This is a genomic window from Methylobacterium sp. C33D, assembly GCF_053345825.1.
The window spans coordinates 32741-49650 of the sequence record NZ_JBKFAV010000020.1 but is presented as its reverse complement, the minus strand read 5'-3'; the positions used below and the strand labels follow the sequence as shown (position 1 = coordinate 49650).

15 protein-coding genes and 1 pseudogene are annotated in these 16910 nt (G+C 74.4%); 6 read left to right on the top strand and 10 right to left on the bottom strand.

What is annotated here, in order from left to right:
* Nucleotides 1-175: 175 nt before the first annotated feature.
* Complete coding sequence (locus ACLBXO_RS17320; protein WP_331314545.1) at nt 176-625, top strand: hypothetical protein; 450 nt, start codon at nt 176-178, stop codon at nt 623-625.
* Nucleotides 626-643: 18 nt separating this feature from the next.
* Here the strand turns inward: ACLBXO_RS17320 and ACLBXO_RS17315 are convergent, their stop codons facing one another.
* Nucleotides 644-859 carry a hypothetical protein gene (locus ACLBXO_RS17315; RefSeq protein ID WP_012318997.1) on the bottom strand — a complete coding sequence of 72 codons (216 nt, stop codon included), beginning with the start codon at nt 857-859 and terminating at the stop codon, nt 644-646.
* A 146-nt stretch (nt 860-1005) separates the two neighbouring features.
* Between ACLBXO_RS17315 and ACLBXO_RS17310 the strand changes: the two genes are divergently transcribed.
* Together ACLBXO_RS17310 and fae are read left to right on the top strand one after the other, a co-directional pair.
* Nucleotides 1006-2181: an NRAMP family divalent metal transporter gene (locus ACLBXO_RS17310; protein ID WP_447686113.1), complete on the top strand. Its 1176-nt coding sequence runs from the start codon at nt 1006-1008 to the stop codon at nt 2179-2181.
* 62 nt (nt 2182-2243) lie between these two features.
* Nucleotides 2244-2783 (top strand): formaldehyde-activating enzyme, encoded by a 540-nt coding sequence (fae, locus tag ACLBXO_RS17305; RefSeq protein ID WP_020092273.1) that lies wholly within the window; start codon nt 2244-2246, stop codon nt 2781-2783.
* A gap of 251 nt (nt 2784-3034) precedes the next feature.
* On the opposite strand, the gene ACLBXO_RS17300 is transcribed toward fae, so the two are convergent.
* From ACLBXO_RS17300 to ACLBXO_RS17280, 5 genes and pseudogenes are all read right to left on the bottom strand, one after another.
* Complete coding sequence (locus ACLBXO_RS17300; RefSeq protein WP_447686112.1) at nt 3035-3502, bottom strand: hypothetical protein; 468 nt, start codon at nt 3500-3502, stop codon at nt 3035-3037.
* A 56-nt stretch (nt 3503-3558) separates the two neighbouring features.
* Nucleotides 3559-6855, bottom strand: a complete 3297-nt coding sequence (locus ACLBXO_RS17295) for an error-prone DNA polymerase (RefSeq protein ID WP_447686147.1) — start codon at nt 6853-6855, stop codon at nt 3559-3561.
* The gene (locus ACLBXO_RS17290) at nt 6852-7211 is read right to left on the bottom strand and encodes a DUF6504 family protein (RefSeq protein WP_447686146.1); all 360 of its coding nucleotides are present in this window, start codon (nt 7209-7211) and stop codon (nt 6852-6854) included. Before ACLBXO_RS17290 ends, ACLBXO_RS17295 begins: the two co-directional genes overlap by 4 nt.
* 997 nt (nt 7212-8208) lie before the next feature.
* Nucleotides 8209-8607, bottom strand: a pseudogene (locus tag ACLBXO_RS17285) (Y-family DNA polymerase); the annotation flags it as partial.
* Nucleotides 8534-9319, bottom strand: coding sequence for an ImuA family protein (locus ACLBXO_RS17280; protein ID WP_447686111.1), 786 nt, complete (start codon nt 9317-9319; stop codon nt 8534-8536). The pseudogene ACLBXO_RS17285 and the gene ACLBXO_RS17280, both read right to left, overlap by 74 nt.
* Nucleotides 9320-9544: 225 nt before the next feature.
* Between ACLBXO_RS17280 and ACLBXO_RS17275 the strand changes: the two genes are divergently transcribed.
* On the top strand, nt 9545-10438 hold the full coding sequence (locus ACLBXO_RS17275; protein WP_447686110.1) for a collagen-like protein: 894 nt from the start codon (nt 9545-9547) through the stop codon (nt 10436-10438).
* A 10-nt stretch (nt 10439-10448) separates the two neighbouring features.
* Here the strand turns inward: ACLBXO_RS17275 and ACLBXO_RS17270 are convergent, their stop codons facing one another.
* The gene (locus ACLBXO_RS17270; protein ID WP_447686109.1) at nt 10449-11666 is read right to left on the bottom strand and encodes a TIGR03862 family flavoprotein; all 1218 of its coding nucleotides are present in this window, start codon (nt 11664-11666) and stop codon (nt 10449-10451) included.
* 256 nt (nt 11667-11922) lie between these two features.
* Here ACLBXO_RS17270 and ACLBXO_RS17265 point away from each other — a divergent pair, with 256 nt between their 5' ends.
* Together ACLBXO_RS17265 and ACLBXO_RS17260 are read left to right on the top strand one after the other, a co-directional pair.
* Entirely contained in the window at nt 11923-13458 is a 1536-nt protein-coding gene (locus ACLBXO_RS17265) for an MDR family MFS transporter (RefSeq protein WP_447686108.1), read from the top strand.
* Nucleotides 13459-13765: 307 nt separating this feature from the next.
* Nucleotides 13766-14800 (top strand): TerC family protein, encoded by a 1035-nt coding sequence (locus tag ACLBXO_RS17260; protein WP_331314529.1) that lies wholly within the window; start codon nt 13766-13768, stop codon nt 14798-14800.
* A 22-nt stretch (nt 14801-14822) separates the two neighbouring features.
* On the opposite strand, the gene ACLBXO_RS17255 is transcribed toward ACLBXO_RS17260, so the two are convergent.
* From ACLBXO_RS17255 to ACLBXO_RS17245, 3 genes are all read right to left on the bottom strand, one after another.
* On the bottom strand, nt 14823-15578 hold the full coding sequence (locus tag ACLBXO_RS17255) for an N-acetylmuramoyl-L-alanine amidase (RefSeq protein WP_331314527.1): 756 nt from the start codon (nt 15576-15578) through the stop codon (nt 14823-14825).
* Complete coding sequence (locus ACLBXO_RS17250) at nt 15575-16315, bottom strand: TerB family tellurite resistance protein (protein WP_331314525.1); 741 nt, start codon at nt 16313-16315, stop codon at nt 15575-15577. The genes ACLBXO_RS17255 and ACLBXO_RS17250 overlap by 4 nt, the downstream gene beginning before the upstream one ends.
* 164 nt (nt 16316-16479) lie before the next feature.
* Nucleotides 16480-16749, bottom strand: a complete 270-nt coding sequence (locus ACLBXO_RS17245) for a hypothetical protein (RefSeq protein ID WP_331300722.1) — start codon at nt 16747-16749, stop codon at nt 16480-16482.
* Nucleotides 16750-16910: the final 161 nt, after the last annotated feature.

The window sequence follows — 16910 nt, the reverse complement described above, 5'->3', positions numbered from 1 at the left end:
CGCAAGTGTTCCGCAAGAGCGGCACCGCTCCGCTCGGCGCGCCGCGGCGCGCCCGCGGGAGAAGGCCGAGAAACGCATTGACGGCGCAAGCGGAGCCGTTTCAATGCACCGCGGTGCCCCGCCGGGCAGGCGGCGGATCCGGGGCGCGGGCTGGGACCCTCATGGAATGACGAGGATGCGACGACCCGCGGCTCTGCTGCCCCTCGGCCTCGCCGCCCTCGGCCTCGCCGGCTGCACCACCGGGTTCTCCTACATCTCGCGGAACTACGTGGCGCTCACCCCCCAGGTCGTGACGATCGGCTGCAAGGAGCCCTACGAGGTCTACGACAACCGGCAGCTGCGCCGGATGCTGATCGTCTCCAACGCCCTGCGCGAGTACGCCGGCTGCAATCTGAGCGAGGTCCGGATCGATCCGGAGCCGGACGCCACCCGGGTGAAGCGCTTCCGCACCGCCGCCCGGGCCTATCTGGACGAGACCGTGCGCGAGGATTGCCGGGTCACCGGCGAGACCGTGTTCGATCCGCTGAAGACCGAGTTCGCCTACGCCTGCGACGCGCCGATCGAGAAGCGCGGCACGGTGGTCCCCCGCCTGCCGGGCCGCAATCCGGGTCTCGGCGTGCGCTGACCGGCCGGCGGCGCGCCCTCAGGCGCCCGGTTTCGGGAAGGTCCGCTCCGCGGCGTCGCCGGCCGCGGCGAGCAGGGCGCGGGCGAAGGCCCGGGCCTCCGCCCGGTCGAGCACGATCGCGGCCGTGACCGGCGCGCCGCCGAGGTCGGCCAGGGCGAGTTCCAGGCGCACCCCGTCGGGCACGGCGCTCGCCTGCAGGCTCCAGCCGGAGCCCCGATCCGTGCTCTCCGCCATCTCACGCTCCTCCCGCCCGCCCCGGGAAAACGCCGCAGGCGCCCGCCGGAACCGGCCGTACCCGGGACTGTTCCCGAGCCGTGCCCAGCGCTTCCCTGCCTCGCCTGTCCTCTTACCTCAAGGCCGCGGGTCCCGGACTCGTGGTGATGCTGGCCGATACCGATGTCGGAAGCCTCATCACGGCGGCCCAGAGCGGGGCGCGCTGGGGCTACGCGCTGCTGCTCCTGCAGATCCTGCTGGTGCCGATCCTGTACGTCGTCCAGGAGCTGACGGTGCGGCTCGGCACCGCCACCGGCCGCGGCCACGGCGCGCTGATCCGGGAGCGGTACGGGCCGTCCTGGGCCTGGATCTCGTACGGCGGCCTCGTGGTCGCCGGGCTCGGCGCCATCGTGACGGAATTCTCCGGCATCGCCGGCATCGGGGACCTGTTCGGGGTGCCGCGGCTCGTCAGCCTCGGCCTGCCGGCCGGCCTGCTCCTCGGGCTCGTCCTCACCGGCAGCTACCGGCGCGTCGAGGTCGTGGCGATCGTCGTCGGCCTGTTCGAGCTGGTCTTCGTCGGGCTCGCCGTCGCGGCGCGGCCGCACGTGTCCGAGATCGTCGCCTCCTTCGGGCACATGCCGCTGGGCGACGGCCAGTTCAGGGTGCTGATCGCGGCCAATATCGGCGCGGTGATCATGCCGTGGATGATCTTCTACCAGCAGTCGGCGATCGTCGATAAGGGCCTGGGCTGGGAGCACGCGCGGCGCTCGCGGCTCGACACGCTCGTGGGCGCGGTGGTCTCGCAATGCGTGATGGGCGCGATCCTCGTCGCCGCCGCCGCCACGATCGGCAAGGCCGGGCAGGGCAGCGCGAAGGGACTCGAGACGGTCGGCGACCTCGCGGGCGCCTTCACGCCGGCCCTCGGGCCTTGGCTCGGGCAGGTTGTGTTCGGGGTCGGCATCATCGCGGCGGCCTTCGTGGCGCTCAACGTCGTGGCCCTGGCACTGGCCTGGGGATTCGGCGACGTGACCGGCCGGCCGCACTCCCTGGAGCAGTCGCCCCGGGAGGCGCCGGCCTTCTACGGCGCCTTCGCGCTCGCGGTCGCGGCGGGGGCGGGCGCCGTGCAGCTCGTTCCGAATCTCGTGGCGCTCAACATCGCCGTGGAGGTGATGAACGCCCTGCTCCTGCCGCTCGCGCTCGGCCTCCTGATCCTGCTCGCTACCCGCGGCCTGCCGGAGGGCCAGCGCGTGGAGGGCGCCTACAAGTGGGTGGTCTACGCGGTCTCGGGGATCACCGTGGCCTTCGCACTGGTCGGCGTGCTCGACGGGGTCGGCCTGCTCTGAGCTCATTGACGCGGCCGGCGCGATGATGTCTCCCGCGGGCTCCGATCAGGTGGAGTTCGAACATGCAAGAGATCTGGTTCCGCACGGGCGAGGCCACGGTGCTGGCGGCCGAGGGCCAGTACACCGACGCCATGCCGGAGGTGCTGATCGGCTCGGTGCGCGGTCCGGTCGGCCAGGCCTTCGCGTCGATGATGGGGCAGGTCCAGGGCCACACGCGGATGTTCGTGGTCCGCGACCTCAACCAGCTCGTGCGCCCCGCCACGATGATGACCACCAAGGTCACGATCCACACGGCCGAGTATGCCGAGCTCCTCGGCGGCGTGGTCCAGGCCGCCACCGGCGACGCGATCGTGGACTGCATCATCGAGGGCATCCTGCCGAAGGACGGGCTCGACGAGCTGTGCATGATCATCATGATCTGGCTCGATCAGCGCTGCGCCGAGGACGACAACCTCGACCAGAAGGACCTCTACCGGACCAACTACGAGGCGACGAAGCTCGCCATCGCCCGCGCCCTCAAGGGCGAGCCGACGGTCGACGAGCTGATCGCCAACCGGAAGACCGTGAAGCACTACGCGCTCGACGGCGTGATCGAGTACTGAGCGGGCGCTCGGCGGGGCACGCCGCCCCGTCATCGCGCGCGGCGAAGCGCGCCGGGGCAGCGCGCGCTCGGTGATTGTGGCGCCGCCTGGATCGCTTCGCTGCGCCCGCGAGGACGGCGGTCCGGGGTTCGACGGGCGCCGGAACACCGCACGTCCGGGCGCGCGCCAGGGTCGAGCGGGCGTCGAGATCGGCCATCGCGCAGGCGAGACCGAAGCCGGGGAGGACCGGACGGTCGCCCCCGGTCAGGCGGCTATCCCGGCGGGATGCGCCCCACCGAGCAGAGGGTCCGCATCGTGGTGCTGCCCGGGTCGGTGTAGCAGGACGCCGACCAGCCGTTCTGCTGGATGAACGACTTGCGCCGCTCCGCCAGCGCGGTCCGGTAGGCGGTGGCGATGATCGGCTCGACGGTCGCGGCCGGTTGGCCGACGAGGATCTCGGAGGCCACCGACAGGTCGCGGAAGAAGGTCGCCGAGGGGCTCGGCTCGGCGGAGGTCGCCTGCACGATCGGCTCGGCCCGGCAGGTGACGTCGAACTTGATCGGTCCGGCCACGCGGATGTCGATGCTCGGGCCGGCGCGCTTGCCGACCCGGCCGCCGATCGCGTCGGCGATCTGGCGGGTGAGGTCGTCGCAGCTGTCGGCCCGGGCGGCCTGCGCCAGCAGGGGCAGGGCCGCGCAGGCGGCGAGGAGGAGGAGGCGCGGAACGGCGAAGCTCGACATCGCCGCACTCTACGCGCGGGGCGGGGCCTGTCGAGGGGCCCGGCGAGGGGCTTCCCTCAGTGGAAATCCCGGCTGCGATACACGCGCCGGTCCGGGGGTACGCCGAAATCCGTGTTCTCGGGCGGCAGCTTCATGCCGGCCTCGCGCAGGTCGCGCAGGGCGGCGGTGAGGTCGCGAAATCCCTCCGCCACGAGGTGGACGACCCCGTCCGCCCGCTGGATCCGGCCGCGCACCGCGAGGAACCGGGCCTGCATGGCGGTCCGGCGGTTCGCCTCGAACACGGTCTTCCAGACGATCACGTTGGCGATACCGGTCTCGTCCTCCAGGGTCAGGAAGACCACGCCCTTGGCGGTGCCCGGCCGCTGGCGGATCAGCACGAGCCCCGCCACCGTGACCCGCGCGCCCTGGGGCAGGGAAGGGTCGAGATGGGCCCGGGCCGGGATCGCGCCGATCCGGGTGAGCCGCCCCCGGAAGAACGCGACCGGGTGCCCCTGGAGCGACAGGCCGGTGGCGGCGTAATCCTCGGCCACCGCCTCGGACGGGGCCAGGGCCGGCAGGTCCACCGCCGGCTCGTGCCGGAACAGGCCGTCATCGGCGTGCCACGCGAAGAGCGGGAGCGGCGCGTCGAGGAGATGGGCGCGGCGCTCCGAGCCGTCGGCCGCACTCTCCCTCTTGGCGGCCTTGCGGGCCGCGGTCCCCTCCAGGGTGCGGACCATCCAGAGGGCGGCGCGCCGGTCGAGGCCGAGCGAGCGGAACGCGTCGGCCTCGGCCAGCCGCTCCAGGGTGTTGCGGGGCAGGGCGAGGGACGCCTGCAGGCCCTCGATGCTGGCATAGCCGTTGGCCCGCAGCCGCACGAGCCGGCGCATCGCGGCCTCGGGCAGGCCGCGCACGACGCGCAGGCCGATCCGCACGGCGTGCCGCTTCGGATCCCCGGCCGGCTCCAGGGTACAGTCCCAGTCGCTGGCGTTGACGCAGACGCCCCGCACCTCGACCCCGTGGGCGCGGGCGTCGCGCACGAGCTGGGCCGGCTGGTAGAAGCCCATCGGCTGGGCGTTGAGGATCGCGGCCAGGAAGACGTCGGGGTGGCGGCACTTCATCCAGGCCGAGGCGTAGACGAGGAGCGCGAAGCTCGCCGCGTGGCTCTCCGGGAAGCCGTAGGTCGAGAAGCCGCGGATCTGCGCGAAGCAGCGCTCGGCGAAATCCTGCGGGTAGCCCCGGCGGGTCATGCCGCCGACGAATTTCTCTTGGAACCCGCCGATCGAGCCGACGTGGCGGAAGGTCGCCATCGCCCGGCGCAGGCCGTCGGCCTCGGCCGGGGAGAAGCCCGCCGCCGTGATGGCGATCTGCATGGCGTGCTCCTGGAACAGCGGCACGCCGTAGGTCTTCTGCAGGACCTCCTTCAGCTCGTCCGCCGGGCCGTGATCCGGGTGTGGGGCCGGGTACTCGACCGGGTCGATCCCGGAGCGCCGCCGCAGGTAGGGATGGACCATGTCGCCCTGGATCGGGCCGGGGCGCACGATCGCGACCTGCACCACGAGATCGTAGAACTCCTTCGGCTTGAGGCGCGGCAGCATCGACATCTGCGCCCGGCTCTCGACCTGGAACACGCCGACGGAATCGGCCTTGGCCAGCATGGCGTAGGTCGCGGGATCCTCCCGGGGCAGATCGGCGAGCGTCTCGTAGAAGGTGCCGTGGTCCCTTTCCAAGAAGTCGAGGCCGCGCTTGAGGCAGGTCAGCATGCCGAGCGCCAGCACGTCGACCTTCATCAGGCCGATCGCGTCGATGTCGTCCTTGTCCCACTCGATGAAGGTCCGGTCCGCCATGGCGCCGTTGCCCACCGGGACGGTCTCGTCGAGGCGGCCGCGGGTCAGCACGAAGCCGCCGACGTGCTGCGACAGGTGGCGGGGGAAGCCGATCAGCTGGTGGGAGAGGTCGAGGGCCTGCCGGATCGCGGGGTTCTCCGGGTCGAGGCCGGCCTCGCGCACGTGCCGGTCCGGCATGCCGGTGCCCCATGAGCCCCAGACCGTGTCGGCGATCGAAGCGGTCACGTCCTCGGTCAGGCCCAGGACCTTGCCGACCTCGCGGATCGCCATGCGCGGGCGGTAATGGATCACCGTCGCGCAGAGGGCGGCGCGCTCGCGGCCGTAGCGGGCGTAGAGGTGCTGGATCACCTCCTCGCGGCGCTCGTGCTCGAAATCGACGTCGATGTCGGGGGGCTCGCCACGGTTCTCCGAGATGAAGCGGGCGAAGAGCAGCCGGTGCTTCGACGGGTCCACCGCGGTGATGCCGAGGCAGAAGCACACGGCGGAATTGGCCGCCGAGCCGCGGCCCTGGCAGAGGATGCCCCGGCCGCGGGCGAACTCGACCACGTCGAACAGGGTCAGGAAGTAGCGGGCGTAGTCCATCTTGGCGATGAGCCGCAGCTCCTCGCGCAGCGTCGCCGCGACGGCTTCGGGGACCTCGCCGCCGTAGCGCCAGCGCGCCCGCTCCCAGGTCTTCTCCTCCAGGTACTCCTGCGGCGTGCGCCCGGGGGGCACCGGCTCGTCCGGATACTCGTAGTGCAGCTGCGACAGGCTGAAGTCGCAGGCCTCGGCGATCTCGACGGTGCGGGCGAGCGCTCCCGGGTGGTCGGCGAACAGCCGCGCCATCTCGGCGGCGGGCTTCAGGTGGCGCTCGGCATTGGCCTCCAGCCGGTAGCCGGCGTCCCCGATCCGGCAACCCGCGCGGATGCAGGTGACCACGTCCTGGAGCGGGCGGCGCTCGGGATGGTGGTAGAGCGCGTCCGAGACCGCGACCATCGGGGCGCCGGAGGCCGCGCCCAGCTCGGCGAGGAGCCCGAGGCGCCGCCTCTCGTCGCCGCGGCGCGTGTGGCTCGCCCCCAGGAAGGTCCGGCCCGGCGCCGCTGCGGCGAGCGCCTCAAGCCGCGCCCGGAACCCCTCCGGCAGGCGCCGGGTCGGGGGCATGGCGATGAACATCTGCCCCTCGGCGGCCTCCAGCATCTCCGCGAAGGAGAAGCGGCAGTCGCCCTTGCGCACGCGCCGGTTGCCCAGGGTGAGCAGCCGGCAGAGTCGCCCCCAGGCCGCCCGGTCCATCGGGTAGGTGACGGCCTCGAACCCCTCCTCGGTGACGAGGCGCACCCCCGGCAGGATCCGGATCGCGGTGCCCTGCGGTTCGAGGGCGCGTGCCGCCGCGTGCGCCCGGACCACGCCGGCCACGGTGTTGCGGTCGGCGATGCCGATGGCCGCGAGGCCGTAGGACGCCGCCTGCACGACGAATTCCTGCGGGTGGGACGCGCCGTGCAGGAAGGAGAAATTCGTGGTGACGGCGAGTTCGACGTAGGTGGGGCCGCTCACGCGAACAGCCCGTGGACGTACCACGCGGCCGGTCGGTCGGGGGCGTGCGGGCCGTCGCGGTAGAGCCAGAGCCGGTGCCCGGCCTCGCACTCGATGCGGTAGTAGTCGCGATCCGCGCCGGGCTCGCGCCACCATTCGGCGGCGATCCGCTCGGGCCCCTCGGCATGGGCGACCCGGTGGATCCGGGCGCGCCAGCGGAAGCGCCGGGGCGGCCCCTCCGGGACGGTCGAGAGCACGTCGCAGGCGGCCTCGCCGCGGGGGAAGATCACCAGGGGCCGGGGCGGGAGGTGGTCGGTCCAGGGGGAGGCGCCGGTGCGCGGCTCCTCCTCCGCCTCCGCGTCGCGAGGGTCGCGCATCCCGACTGAACGCCGCGATCGGTGCAGGAGCGCGCTCCGCCCCCTCTCCCGCACGGAGGAGGGGACCCGCGATCGATCCGGACACCCCGTTGCCGGCCCCGATGTACGGATCCGCGTGTCCCGCGGCGGGGGAGGGAGGCGATGCCCAGGACTGGCCAGGGCTCCTCCTCGGCACCGATCCCTGCCTCTCTCCGGCAACCCAGACCCGGCCCCTTTCGCCCCGCTCGGGAAGGTAGCTCGCCCGCGGCTCGAGCCGCAGGAGCGCCCGCCCGAGCCGCTGCGCCAGGGCGTCGGCCAGGAACCCGACCCCGTCGCCCGCGGCCGCCGCGCCGAGATCCGCCTGGCGGGCCGGCATGGGGCCGGTCACCGTCACGGCGAGCGCCACCGTCTCGAAGCCGAAGCCGGCGTCGAGGGCGGAGCCCAGCCGGTCGAGGCGCAGGGCGACGAGGGCCGCGACCCGCTCCGGATCGCGCTCGGGCCGGGACAGGCCGAGATCGATCGCGCGCAGGGCGCCGTCGACCCGGTGCAGGCTGAGGCGCAGGGCGCAGGCGCCGAGCCCGTCCCGCTCCAGCCGCGGCGCGGTCTCCGCCATCAGGTCCCGGGCGGTCCGGACGATGTCCGACTGCCGCCCGATCGGGTCCAGGAAGCCGCGGGCGGCGGCGTAGTCGGCCGCCTCCGTCAGGGGCGCCAGCGGCTCGGGCCGGCGGGCCAGGGCCTGATCGAGCCGCAGCAGCAGCGCCGCGCCGAAGCGGCGGGCGAGGGGGCCCCGGGGCAGGGCGTCGAGCGCGCCGATCCGGCGCAGGCCCAGCCGCTTCAGGCCCGCCACCGTGCCGGGATCGAGGCGCAGGGCGTCCACCGGGAGGGTCCGCAGGGCCGCCGAGGCCCCGCCCGGCGGCACCACGACCGGATCGGGCCCGCCCTGCCGCGCGAGCGCAAAGGCGGCGCCGGGCGTGTCGGCCAGCGCGATCCCCGCCGGGATGCGGCTCCGCGCGAGCCGGGCGGCCAGGTCCGCGACGAGGTTGGCCTCGCCGCCGCGCAGGTGGCTCGCGCCGGCGACGTCGATGTAGAGGCCATCCGCCGCCTCGGCGGGTCCGAACGGCGCCACGAGGGGCGCGTAGCCGCTGGCCCAGCGGCACAGCCGCAGCAGGGCGGCCCGGTCGGCTTCCGGGTCGGCCGGGTAGACCTGGAGCGGCACGCCGATCCGCGCCCGGACGCGGCCCAGAGGCTCCCCGGGCCGCAGTCCCAGGGCCTGGGCCTGCGGATCGAGAGCGAGCAGCCGCAGCCCCCCGGAGCCCTCGCCCGCAACGGCCAGCGGCCCCTCCTCAGGCGCGAGACCGGCCCGCCGCAGCCGCGTCACCGGCCAGTGGCTCAGGCAGATGCAGACGATGCGCGGCATGGTCCCACTCCAGAAGCCAGTCGCCGCCCCGCCCGTTGCGGCAGCGCTCGAGCCGCGCCCGCCAGCGCGGCCTGTCCAGGGTCCCGAACCGGTCCCGCGCCGCCGGCGCGGCGGCGATCCGCCAGCGCGTGGCCGCCCCGTTGGGCAGACCGGCCGGCGCCGGCCGGAGGATCAGCAGGAGCGGCGGCGCCGGACCTTCCGCGGCGAGCTGCAGGCGCCGGCCCGGCTTCAGCGGCAGCCCGTCCCGCAGGAGGCCGATCAGGGCCGCGAGCGCCCGCGCGTGCAGGGCCGCCTCCAGAGCGCGGAACACCTCCGCGTCGCTGCCGGCCTCCAGCAGCAGCAGGCGGCCGGGGTCGAGGCCGAGGCCGGCGAGGCCGTACCCGTAGGGCAGGGGCTGGCCGGGCGCGGCGGCGATCAGCGCCTCCCCGGGCTCCCGGGCGAGGTGGCGGGCGCAGAGCGCCAGGGCGAAGCCCAGGGCCGCGATCGCGTCCGCGGGCTCGGCCGGCGCGATCTCGTGGGGTGGCCCGAGGAGGAGGCCGCCCCCGGGCAGGTGCGCGTCGAGATCCGGGACGCCCGTAGGCAGGACCGGGGACGGATCCCGGCCGCGGTCCGGCGGCGCGAGGCGCGCCCGCAGGTCCGCCAGCCGGGCCCGGGGATCGCCGCGCGCGATCGCCGCCTCGGTCTCGTCGGAAGGGTCCAGCCCCATCTCCATCGGCTCCGGTCATGCTGGACGATAGGAACATAACAGGAACACGCACAAACGGTTTCCGCACGGGACCGGAATCCCGCGTGGCGGCAGCGGCTTGGCCTGTGGACGGGTGTGGACGCCTGTGGAATCGGCCGCCCCCGCGGGCTCCGAGGTCGCGGTTGACCGCGATCGCAGCGCGAGACCAATGTCCGGACGCCGCGCGCGTGACGCGGCCGAACCGGACCGCGCATGCGCTCAGCCCTCAGCTCAGCCCTTACCCTGACGCTCCTGCTCGCCCTGCCGGGGGCGGCGCTCGGCCAGCAGGCGGATCCGCCGGGGGCCGCAGCCCCGGATCCGGCCACGTCCGCCCCCGCGACGGGGCGGGCGCGGCCGGCCCGCCCGCGGGTCCGCCACGCGCAGGCGCCGAGCCAGCCGATCATGGTCTACGACGCGCGGATCGAGGCCGGAGACCTGCGGATCTCGGGCTCCGTGCGCAAGCCCGGCGCGATCGTGGTGCTGGACGATGACATCTCGATCCAGGCCGACCGGCGCGGCCGGTTCACCTTCCGGCTGCCCTACCGGCCCTCGACCTGCGTGGTGACGCTGAAGGCGGAGCCGGACGAGCGCGAGGCGGTCGTGGCGAACTGCGCGCCCGAGGGCCCGCCCGGACCGCCCGGTCCCCAGGGTGCGGCGGGACCGCCCGGCGAGACGGGGGCCAAGGGTGAGACGGGGGCCAAGGGCGAGACGGGGGCCAAAGGGGATCAGGGTCCCAAGGGGGACCAGGGCCTCAAGGGCGAGACGGGTCCCCAGGGCGAGCCGGGCCCGAAGGGGGAGCCCGGTGCCGCGGGCGCGGCCGGCCCGCAGGGCGCACCGGGCCCGAAGGGCGACACGGGCGCCTCGGGTGCACCGGGCTCGCGGGGGCCGATCGGGCCGCAGGGCGGCCCCGGCCCGAAGGGCGAGGCCGCCAGCCTGCGGCCCGTGCGCAACTCCGACTGCCCGGGGGGCTGCGCGATCACTTGCGCGACCGGGGAGATGCTGGTTACGGCCCACTGCCTCAAAGGCGGCGCGCCGACCTACGACGGGGAGGGCGCCAGCTGCCCGGCGGAGGCGACCGGCATCGTCGGGTTCTGCACGCGGCCCTGATCCCGGCGGCTCAGCCGCCGGTCTCGCGCAGCCAGTCGAGCATCCCGGCGGCGGCCGCCCGGCCGCCCGCGAAGGCGCCCTGGAGGAGGTAGCCGCCGGTCGGCGCTTCCCAGTCGAGCATCTCGCCGGCCAGGAACAGGCCGGGATGGCCGCGCAGCATGGACCGCCCGTCCAGCGCGTCGAGCCGGACGCCGCCCGCCGTCGAGATCGCCCGCTCGATCGGCGCCGAGGCGGTGAGGGTGATGGGCGCGGCCTTGATCAGCCCGGCGAGGGTTCCGGGCTCCGCCGGGAGGGTGCCGCCGGCCGCCTCGCGCAGCAGCCCCGCCGCCGCGGGCGCGAGGCCCGCGGCCTTGCGCAGCCGGGTCGCGGTCGAGTCGCCCGGCCGGGCCCCGGACAGGCGCCGGGCGAGGGCGTCCCGGGTCAGGTCCGGGCGGAGATCCACGACGAGCCGCGCGCTGCCCCCGGCCGCGATCGCCTCGCGCAGGGCGCGCGAGAGGGCGTAGATCGCCCCGCCCTCGAGGCCGGCCTCGGTGATCACGGCCTCGCCCCGCACCGTGGTGCCCGCGCAGGCGAGGGCCACCCGCTTCAGCGGCGCGCCGGAGAACCGCTCCCGGAACAGGTCGGACCACGCGACCGCGAAGCCGGCATTGGCCGGACGCAGGGGCGCCACCGCCACGCCGAGCCCCTCGAGGAGCGGAACCCAGCGCCCGTCGGAGCCGAGGCGCGGCCAGCTCGCCCCGCCGAGGGCCAGCAGGCTGGCGCGGGGCCGGAGGTCCACGGGACCGTCCGGGGTCTCGAAGCGCAGGCCCCCGGCGATCCCCGTGAGCCGGTGGCGGGTCCGGATCCGGACGCCGAGGCGGTCGAGCCGCGCCAGCCACGCCCGCAGCAGGGGCGAGGCCTTGAAGCTCCGCGGGAAGACGCGCCCGCTCGAACCGACGAAGGTCGGCTCGCCGAGATCCGCGCACCACGCCCTGAGCGCGTCGGGCGGGAAGGCCGCGATGGCCGCGTCGAGGGCGCCGCGCGGGTGGTAACGGGCGAGGAACTCCGCCCGCGCCTCGCTGTGGGTGATGTTGAGGCCGCCGCGCCCTGCGATCAGCAGCTTGCGGGCGACCGACGGCATGCGCTCGTAGACCGTGACCGCGCGGCCGGCCTCGCCCAGCAGCTCGGCCGCGGCGAGCCCCGCGGGCCCCCCGCCCACGATGGCGATTGCGTCCCTGTCATCCGGCATGGGGCGGGAGAGCGACAGCCCGGCACCCTCTGTCAAGGGCGAAGGCCGGATGGGCGCCGGGCGCCATGGGCCGGCCTCCGGCGTTGCGCTAGGAAACGGACACGCCCGAACGCACGTTCTCCCCGATCCCGGGCGCCGCGGTTACCGGCGCGCCGGCCCGCGACCGCGGCCTGCCCGCGCCCCCCTCATGCCGCCCCAGGCCCCGTCCGCCCCGGACGGTCGGCCGGCACGGTCCGGATCAGAGGCTCTCAGACACGTGGCCAGTCCCGTCGCCGTCACCGAGATCCAGCCGCAGGCCCAGGCGCGGCCCGCCCCGCAGGCCGCGCTCAGCCCCGGCGAGATCCGCGCCATCGTCTACGGGCTGATGACCGCGATGCTGCTCGCGGCCCTCGATCAGACCATCGTGGCGACCGCCATGCCGACCATCGGCCTCGACCTCGGCGACGCCGCGAACCTGCCCTGGATCGTCACCGCCTACCTGCTGGCCTCCACCGCGGTGACCCCGCTCTACGGCAAGCTCAGCGACATCCACGGCCGGCGGGTCATGCTGCTGATCGCCATCGCGACGTTCGTGGTCGGCTCGCTCGCCTGCGCGCTCGCGCCCACGATGGTGGCGCTGGCGCTCGCCCGGGGCCTCCAGGGTGTCGGCGGCGGCGGTCTGATCGCCCTGTCGCAGACCATCCTGGCCGACATCATGTCGCCCAAGGAGCGGGCGCGCTATCAGGTGGTGATCGCGGGCGTGTTCGTGACGGCCTCGGTGGCGGGGCCGCTGCTCGGCGGCCTCTTCGCCCAGCACCTGCACTGGTCGCTGATCTTCTGGATCAACCTGCCGATCGGGGTCCTCGCCTTCGCGCTCACCAACGCCAACCTCAAGCGCCTGCCCCGCCACGAGCGCCGCCACCGGCTGGACTATCCCGGCGCCGCCCTGATGGTGGCGGGCTCCGTCACCCTCCTGCTGGCCCTGAGCTGGGGCGGGGTGCGCTATCCCTGGGACTCGGCGCCGGTCCTCGCCCTCCTCGCCGGGGCGGCCGTGCTCGGCGGCGGCTTCGCGGCGCGGCTCGCCACGGCGGCCGAGCCGCTGATCCCCACGGAGGTGCTCAAGGACCGGGTGGTCTACAGCGCGACGCTGGCGGCCTGCTTCGCCATGGGCACCTTCATCGGGCTCACCATCTACGTGCCGATCTTCCTCGAAGGGGTGATCGGGCTCTCGGCGAGCGAGTCCGGCGTGGCCCTGGTGCCGCTGATGATCGGCACCGTCACGGGCGCGACCCTGTCGGGCCGGTCGATGCTGCATTTCCGGCACTACAAGCGCGTGCCCCTGGCGATGATGTGCGTCAGCCTCGCCTGCTGCGCCACCATCGCCTGGCAGGGCCGAGCGCTGCCCTTCTGGCTCATGGAGGTGCTGTTCGCGCTGCTCTCCATGGGAATCGGGACGATCCTGCCGCTCTCGACCATCTCGATCCAGAACGCGGTGGAGACGCACCAGCTCGGCATCGCCACCGCCGCGATGAACTTCTTCCGCTCCCTCGGCGGGGCGCTGATCGTGGCGGCCTTCGGCACGATCGTGCTCGGCGGCGCCGCCGGCGGGGCGGGGGGAGGGGGCCACGACGTGGAGAGCCTGATCCGCGGCGCGGACCCGGCCCAGCTCGCCGTGACCTTCCGCCACGTCTTCCTGGCCGCCTGCCTCGGCCTGCTCGGCGCCTTCACGTTCCTCGCGCTGATGGAGGAGCGGCCCCTGCGCGAGCGCGCGTCGCCGAAGATGGCCCCCGAGACGCCCGACGGCTCCGCCTGACGGCCCCTCGACCTCCTCCGATCCCGGAGAGGCCTTCGGACCGCAGGGAGACCGCAGGCCGCTCCGACGCGGGCCCTGGTCGCGGGCCCTGGTCGCGGCCCCTTGTCGCGGACCCTTGTCGCGGCGAGGCCACGGAGGCGGGAGATCGTCACCGGCCCGCGCGCCGCCCCGGTGCCCTGCCCTTGATTCGCCCGGATCACCCCTTACGTCGGCCCCATCGGCTGCGGGCCCCTCTGGCGGGCGCTCCTCAGCGCCCGTGATGTCGGAGCCGATGCTTTCCATATGGAATCAGCATCAGGTCCCGCACATGATGGACGTCCTCACCGTCGTATGGCTCGGCAAGCCGTTGTGGATGTGGCTCGGGTTCCACGTCCTGATCGCCTGCCTGCTCGCCTTCGACCTCGGGCTCCTCCACCGCGACAAGGAGCACGAGATCGGCGTCCGGGAGAGCCTGCTGCTGACCGGCTTCTACCTCGCCCTCGGCCTCGCCTTCGGCGGCTGGATCTGGTGGTATCTCGGGCCGTCCTCCGCCGAGGAATACGTCACCGGCCTCGTGGTCGAGAAGTCGCTGTCGATGGACAACGTCTTCGTCATCGCCATGATCCTGACGGCGCTCGGCATCCCCCGGGCCGCCCAGCACCGGGTCCTGCTCTGGGGCATCCTGGCGGCGGTCGTGCTGCGCGGCCTGATGATCGGGCTCGGCGCCGCCCTCGTGCACGAGGTGCACTGGGTGCTGTCCCTGTTCGCCGCCTTCCTGATCTACGCGGGCCTGAAGATCCTGCTCTCGGGCGACGAGGAGGAGGGCGACTTCCAGAACAGCGCCGTCGTGCGCTGGTTCAAGACGACCTTCCGGGTCACGCCCGACCTGCACGGCCAGCGCTTCGCGGTGCGCAAGACCGACCCGAGGACCGGCAAGGTCGCCCTGTACTTCACCCCGCTGGCGCTCGCTCTGGTTCTGGTGAACGGCGCCGACGTGATCTTCGCGGTCGACAGCGTGCCGGCGATCTTCGCGATCACCACCGACACGTTCGTGGTCTACACCTCCAACATCTTCGCGATCCTGGGCCTGCGCGCCCTCTACTTCGCCCTCGCCGCGATGGTCGACCGGTTCGCCTACCTGAAGACGGCGCTGGCCTTCATCCTGATCTTCATCGGCGCCAAGATCGTGGTCGCCGACACGTTCGGGCTCGTCCACGTGCAGCCCTGGGTCTCCCTTGTGGTGACCCTGACGCTGCTTGCGGCGGGCGTCTTCTACAGCCTCTGGCGGACCCGGACCGACGCGCCGGCCGCGTCCGCCCCGGAAGCCGGGCACCCCCGCGAGGCCCGGGCCCACCGCGCCTGAGGCCAAGGCGGGCGCCCGGCCCTCAGGCCGCCGGCAGCGCCGCGATCAGGTCGCGCAGGGTGGTGATGGTGGAGGCGTCGGCCACGCCGTCCACCCGCGCCGGGCGGAAATGGCGCTGGAACGCCGTGACCACCGCGTGGGTGCGCGCGTCGAACAGCCCGGTCACCGGCAGGTCGTAGCCGTAGAGCGCGAACATCGCCTGCAGCGCCTCGACGGGCTGGCCGGAGTCGCCCCGCGCGAAGAAGCGGCCGTCCTGGAGGCGGGCGGGCGGCACGCGGTGGCCCACCCCCGCCGCCGCCAGACGGTCCCACGGGAAGGTCTCCCCCGGATCCTCCTTGCGCTCGGGTGCCACGTCGGAATGGGCGAGCACCCGCTCCGGCGGGATCGGCCAGCGGCCGAGAATGTCCCGGGCCAGCGCGATCACCGCCTCGACCTGGGCCTCCGGGTAGGGCGGCAGGCCGCCGGCATGGCCCGGATGGACGATCTCGATCCCGATCGACCGGGAGTTGACGTCGGTCTCGCCCTTCCAGGCCCCGGCCCCGGCGTGCCAGGCCCGGCGGGCCTCCGGCACCATCTGGACGATGCCGCCATCCTCGAACACGAGGTAGTGCGCCGAGACCTCGCTCAGCGGGTCGCGCAGGCGCGCGAGCGCGGCGGCCCCGCTGTCCATCCCGGTGTAGTGCAGGATCAGCATGTCGAGCGGCCCCGCGCGGCGGGCGCCGTGGTTCGGCGAGGGCGCGACGCGGCGGGCGAGGGGGCTGTCGGGGGTCAGGCTCACCGCAGCCCGCGCTCCTGCGCGATCCGGTCATAGGCCGCGTTGATCGCGGCGAGCCGCCGGGTGGCGATGGCCACCGCCTCCGTCGGCAGGCCGCGGGCGAGCGCCCGGTCCGGGTGGTGCTCGGCCACCAGCGCCCGGTGGCGGGCCTTCACGGCGGCGTCGTCCGCCTCGGGGTCGAGCCCGAGGACGCCGTAGGGATCGTCCGGCAGCCGCACGTGGCGCGCGGCGATGCGCCGGAACGCCGCCTCGTCGAAGCCGAAGATGCCCGAGACCGCGCGCAGGTAGCGCTCCTCGGCCTCGTGCAGCGCCCCGTCGGCGCCGGCGATCTGGAACAGGCCGTCGAGCACGTCCTCGAGGAGCGCCGGCTCGTCGCCGAAGGTGGTCGCCAGCTGCTGGGCGTAGGCCTCGAAGCCGTTGGTGGTCTTCTTGGCGAGGTCGAACAGGCGCTCGACGCCCGCCCGCGCGGACGGCTCCACCTGCACGACCCGGCCGAACGCCTCGACCTCCGACGGCAGCACGACGCCGTCGGACTTGGCCATCTTGGCGGCGAGCGCCACGAGCCCGGTGGTGAACACGACGTCGCGGGGCGTCCGCCCGAAGGGCGCGCCGACGCGGTCGAGCAGGAAATGGCCCGCGACCCCGCCGATCAGCGCCCCGAGGGGTCCGCCGATCGCGAGGCCGAATCCGGCGCCGCCGAGCTTGCCCCAGACGCCCTGAGATCGGGTCGCCTGATTCATGGCCGGACCGGTCCCGGCGCTGATCCTCGGCTCGGCACTGTCATCGGGGGGGCGGCGGGGCTCCGGCGCCGGGACGCGCCCGGCCGAGCGACGGGATAGCCGCTCCGCGCGCCGCGAGGAAGGGCCGGGACGCGCCCGGCCCTCCCGGGTGCGGTCAGTTCGGCTCAGCGGCAGTAGATGTTGCCGTAGGCGTCGCGGTAGGTGCCATAGGGGCAGCGCGGCGCGGTCGAGGCGCCCACGATGGCGCCGCCGGCGCCGCCGATCGCGGCACCCGCCAGGGCACCGCCCGCGCGGCCGGTCGCCGCCGCGCCGATCGCCGCGCCGGTCAGAGCGCCGAGGCCGGCACCGCCCAGAGCGCGGTCTTCCGGGGTGTTGCAGCCGGCGAGCGAGAGGGCGGCGATGGTGGCGATGGCGGCGGCCGTCAGCTTCTTCATGGTCCCCAGAACTCCCTTGTGTATCCGGTCCGGCCGGTGGCCGTGATCGTTGCGGATCGGGTCGAGCTTAGCAGGAAAGGAATGTCGGCCATACGGCTAAGGTTCCATCGGCCGCGCGACGCGTTGCCAGACGCGTTGCCAGACGAGTTGCGCCCTGTTCC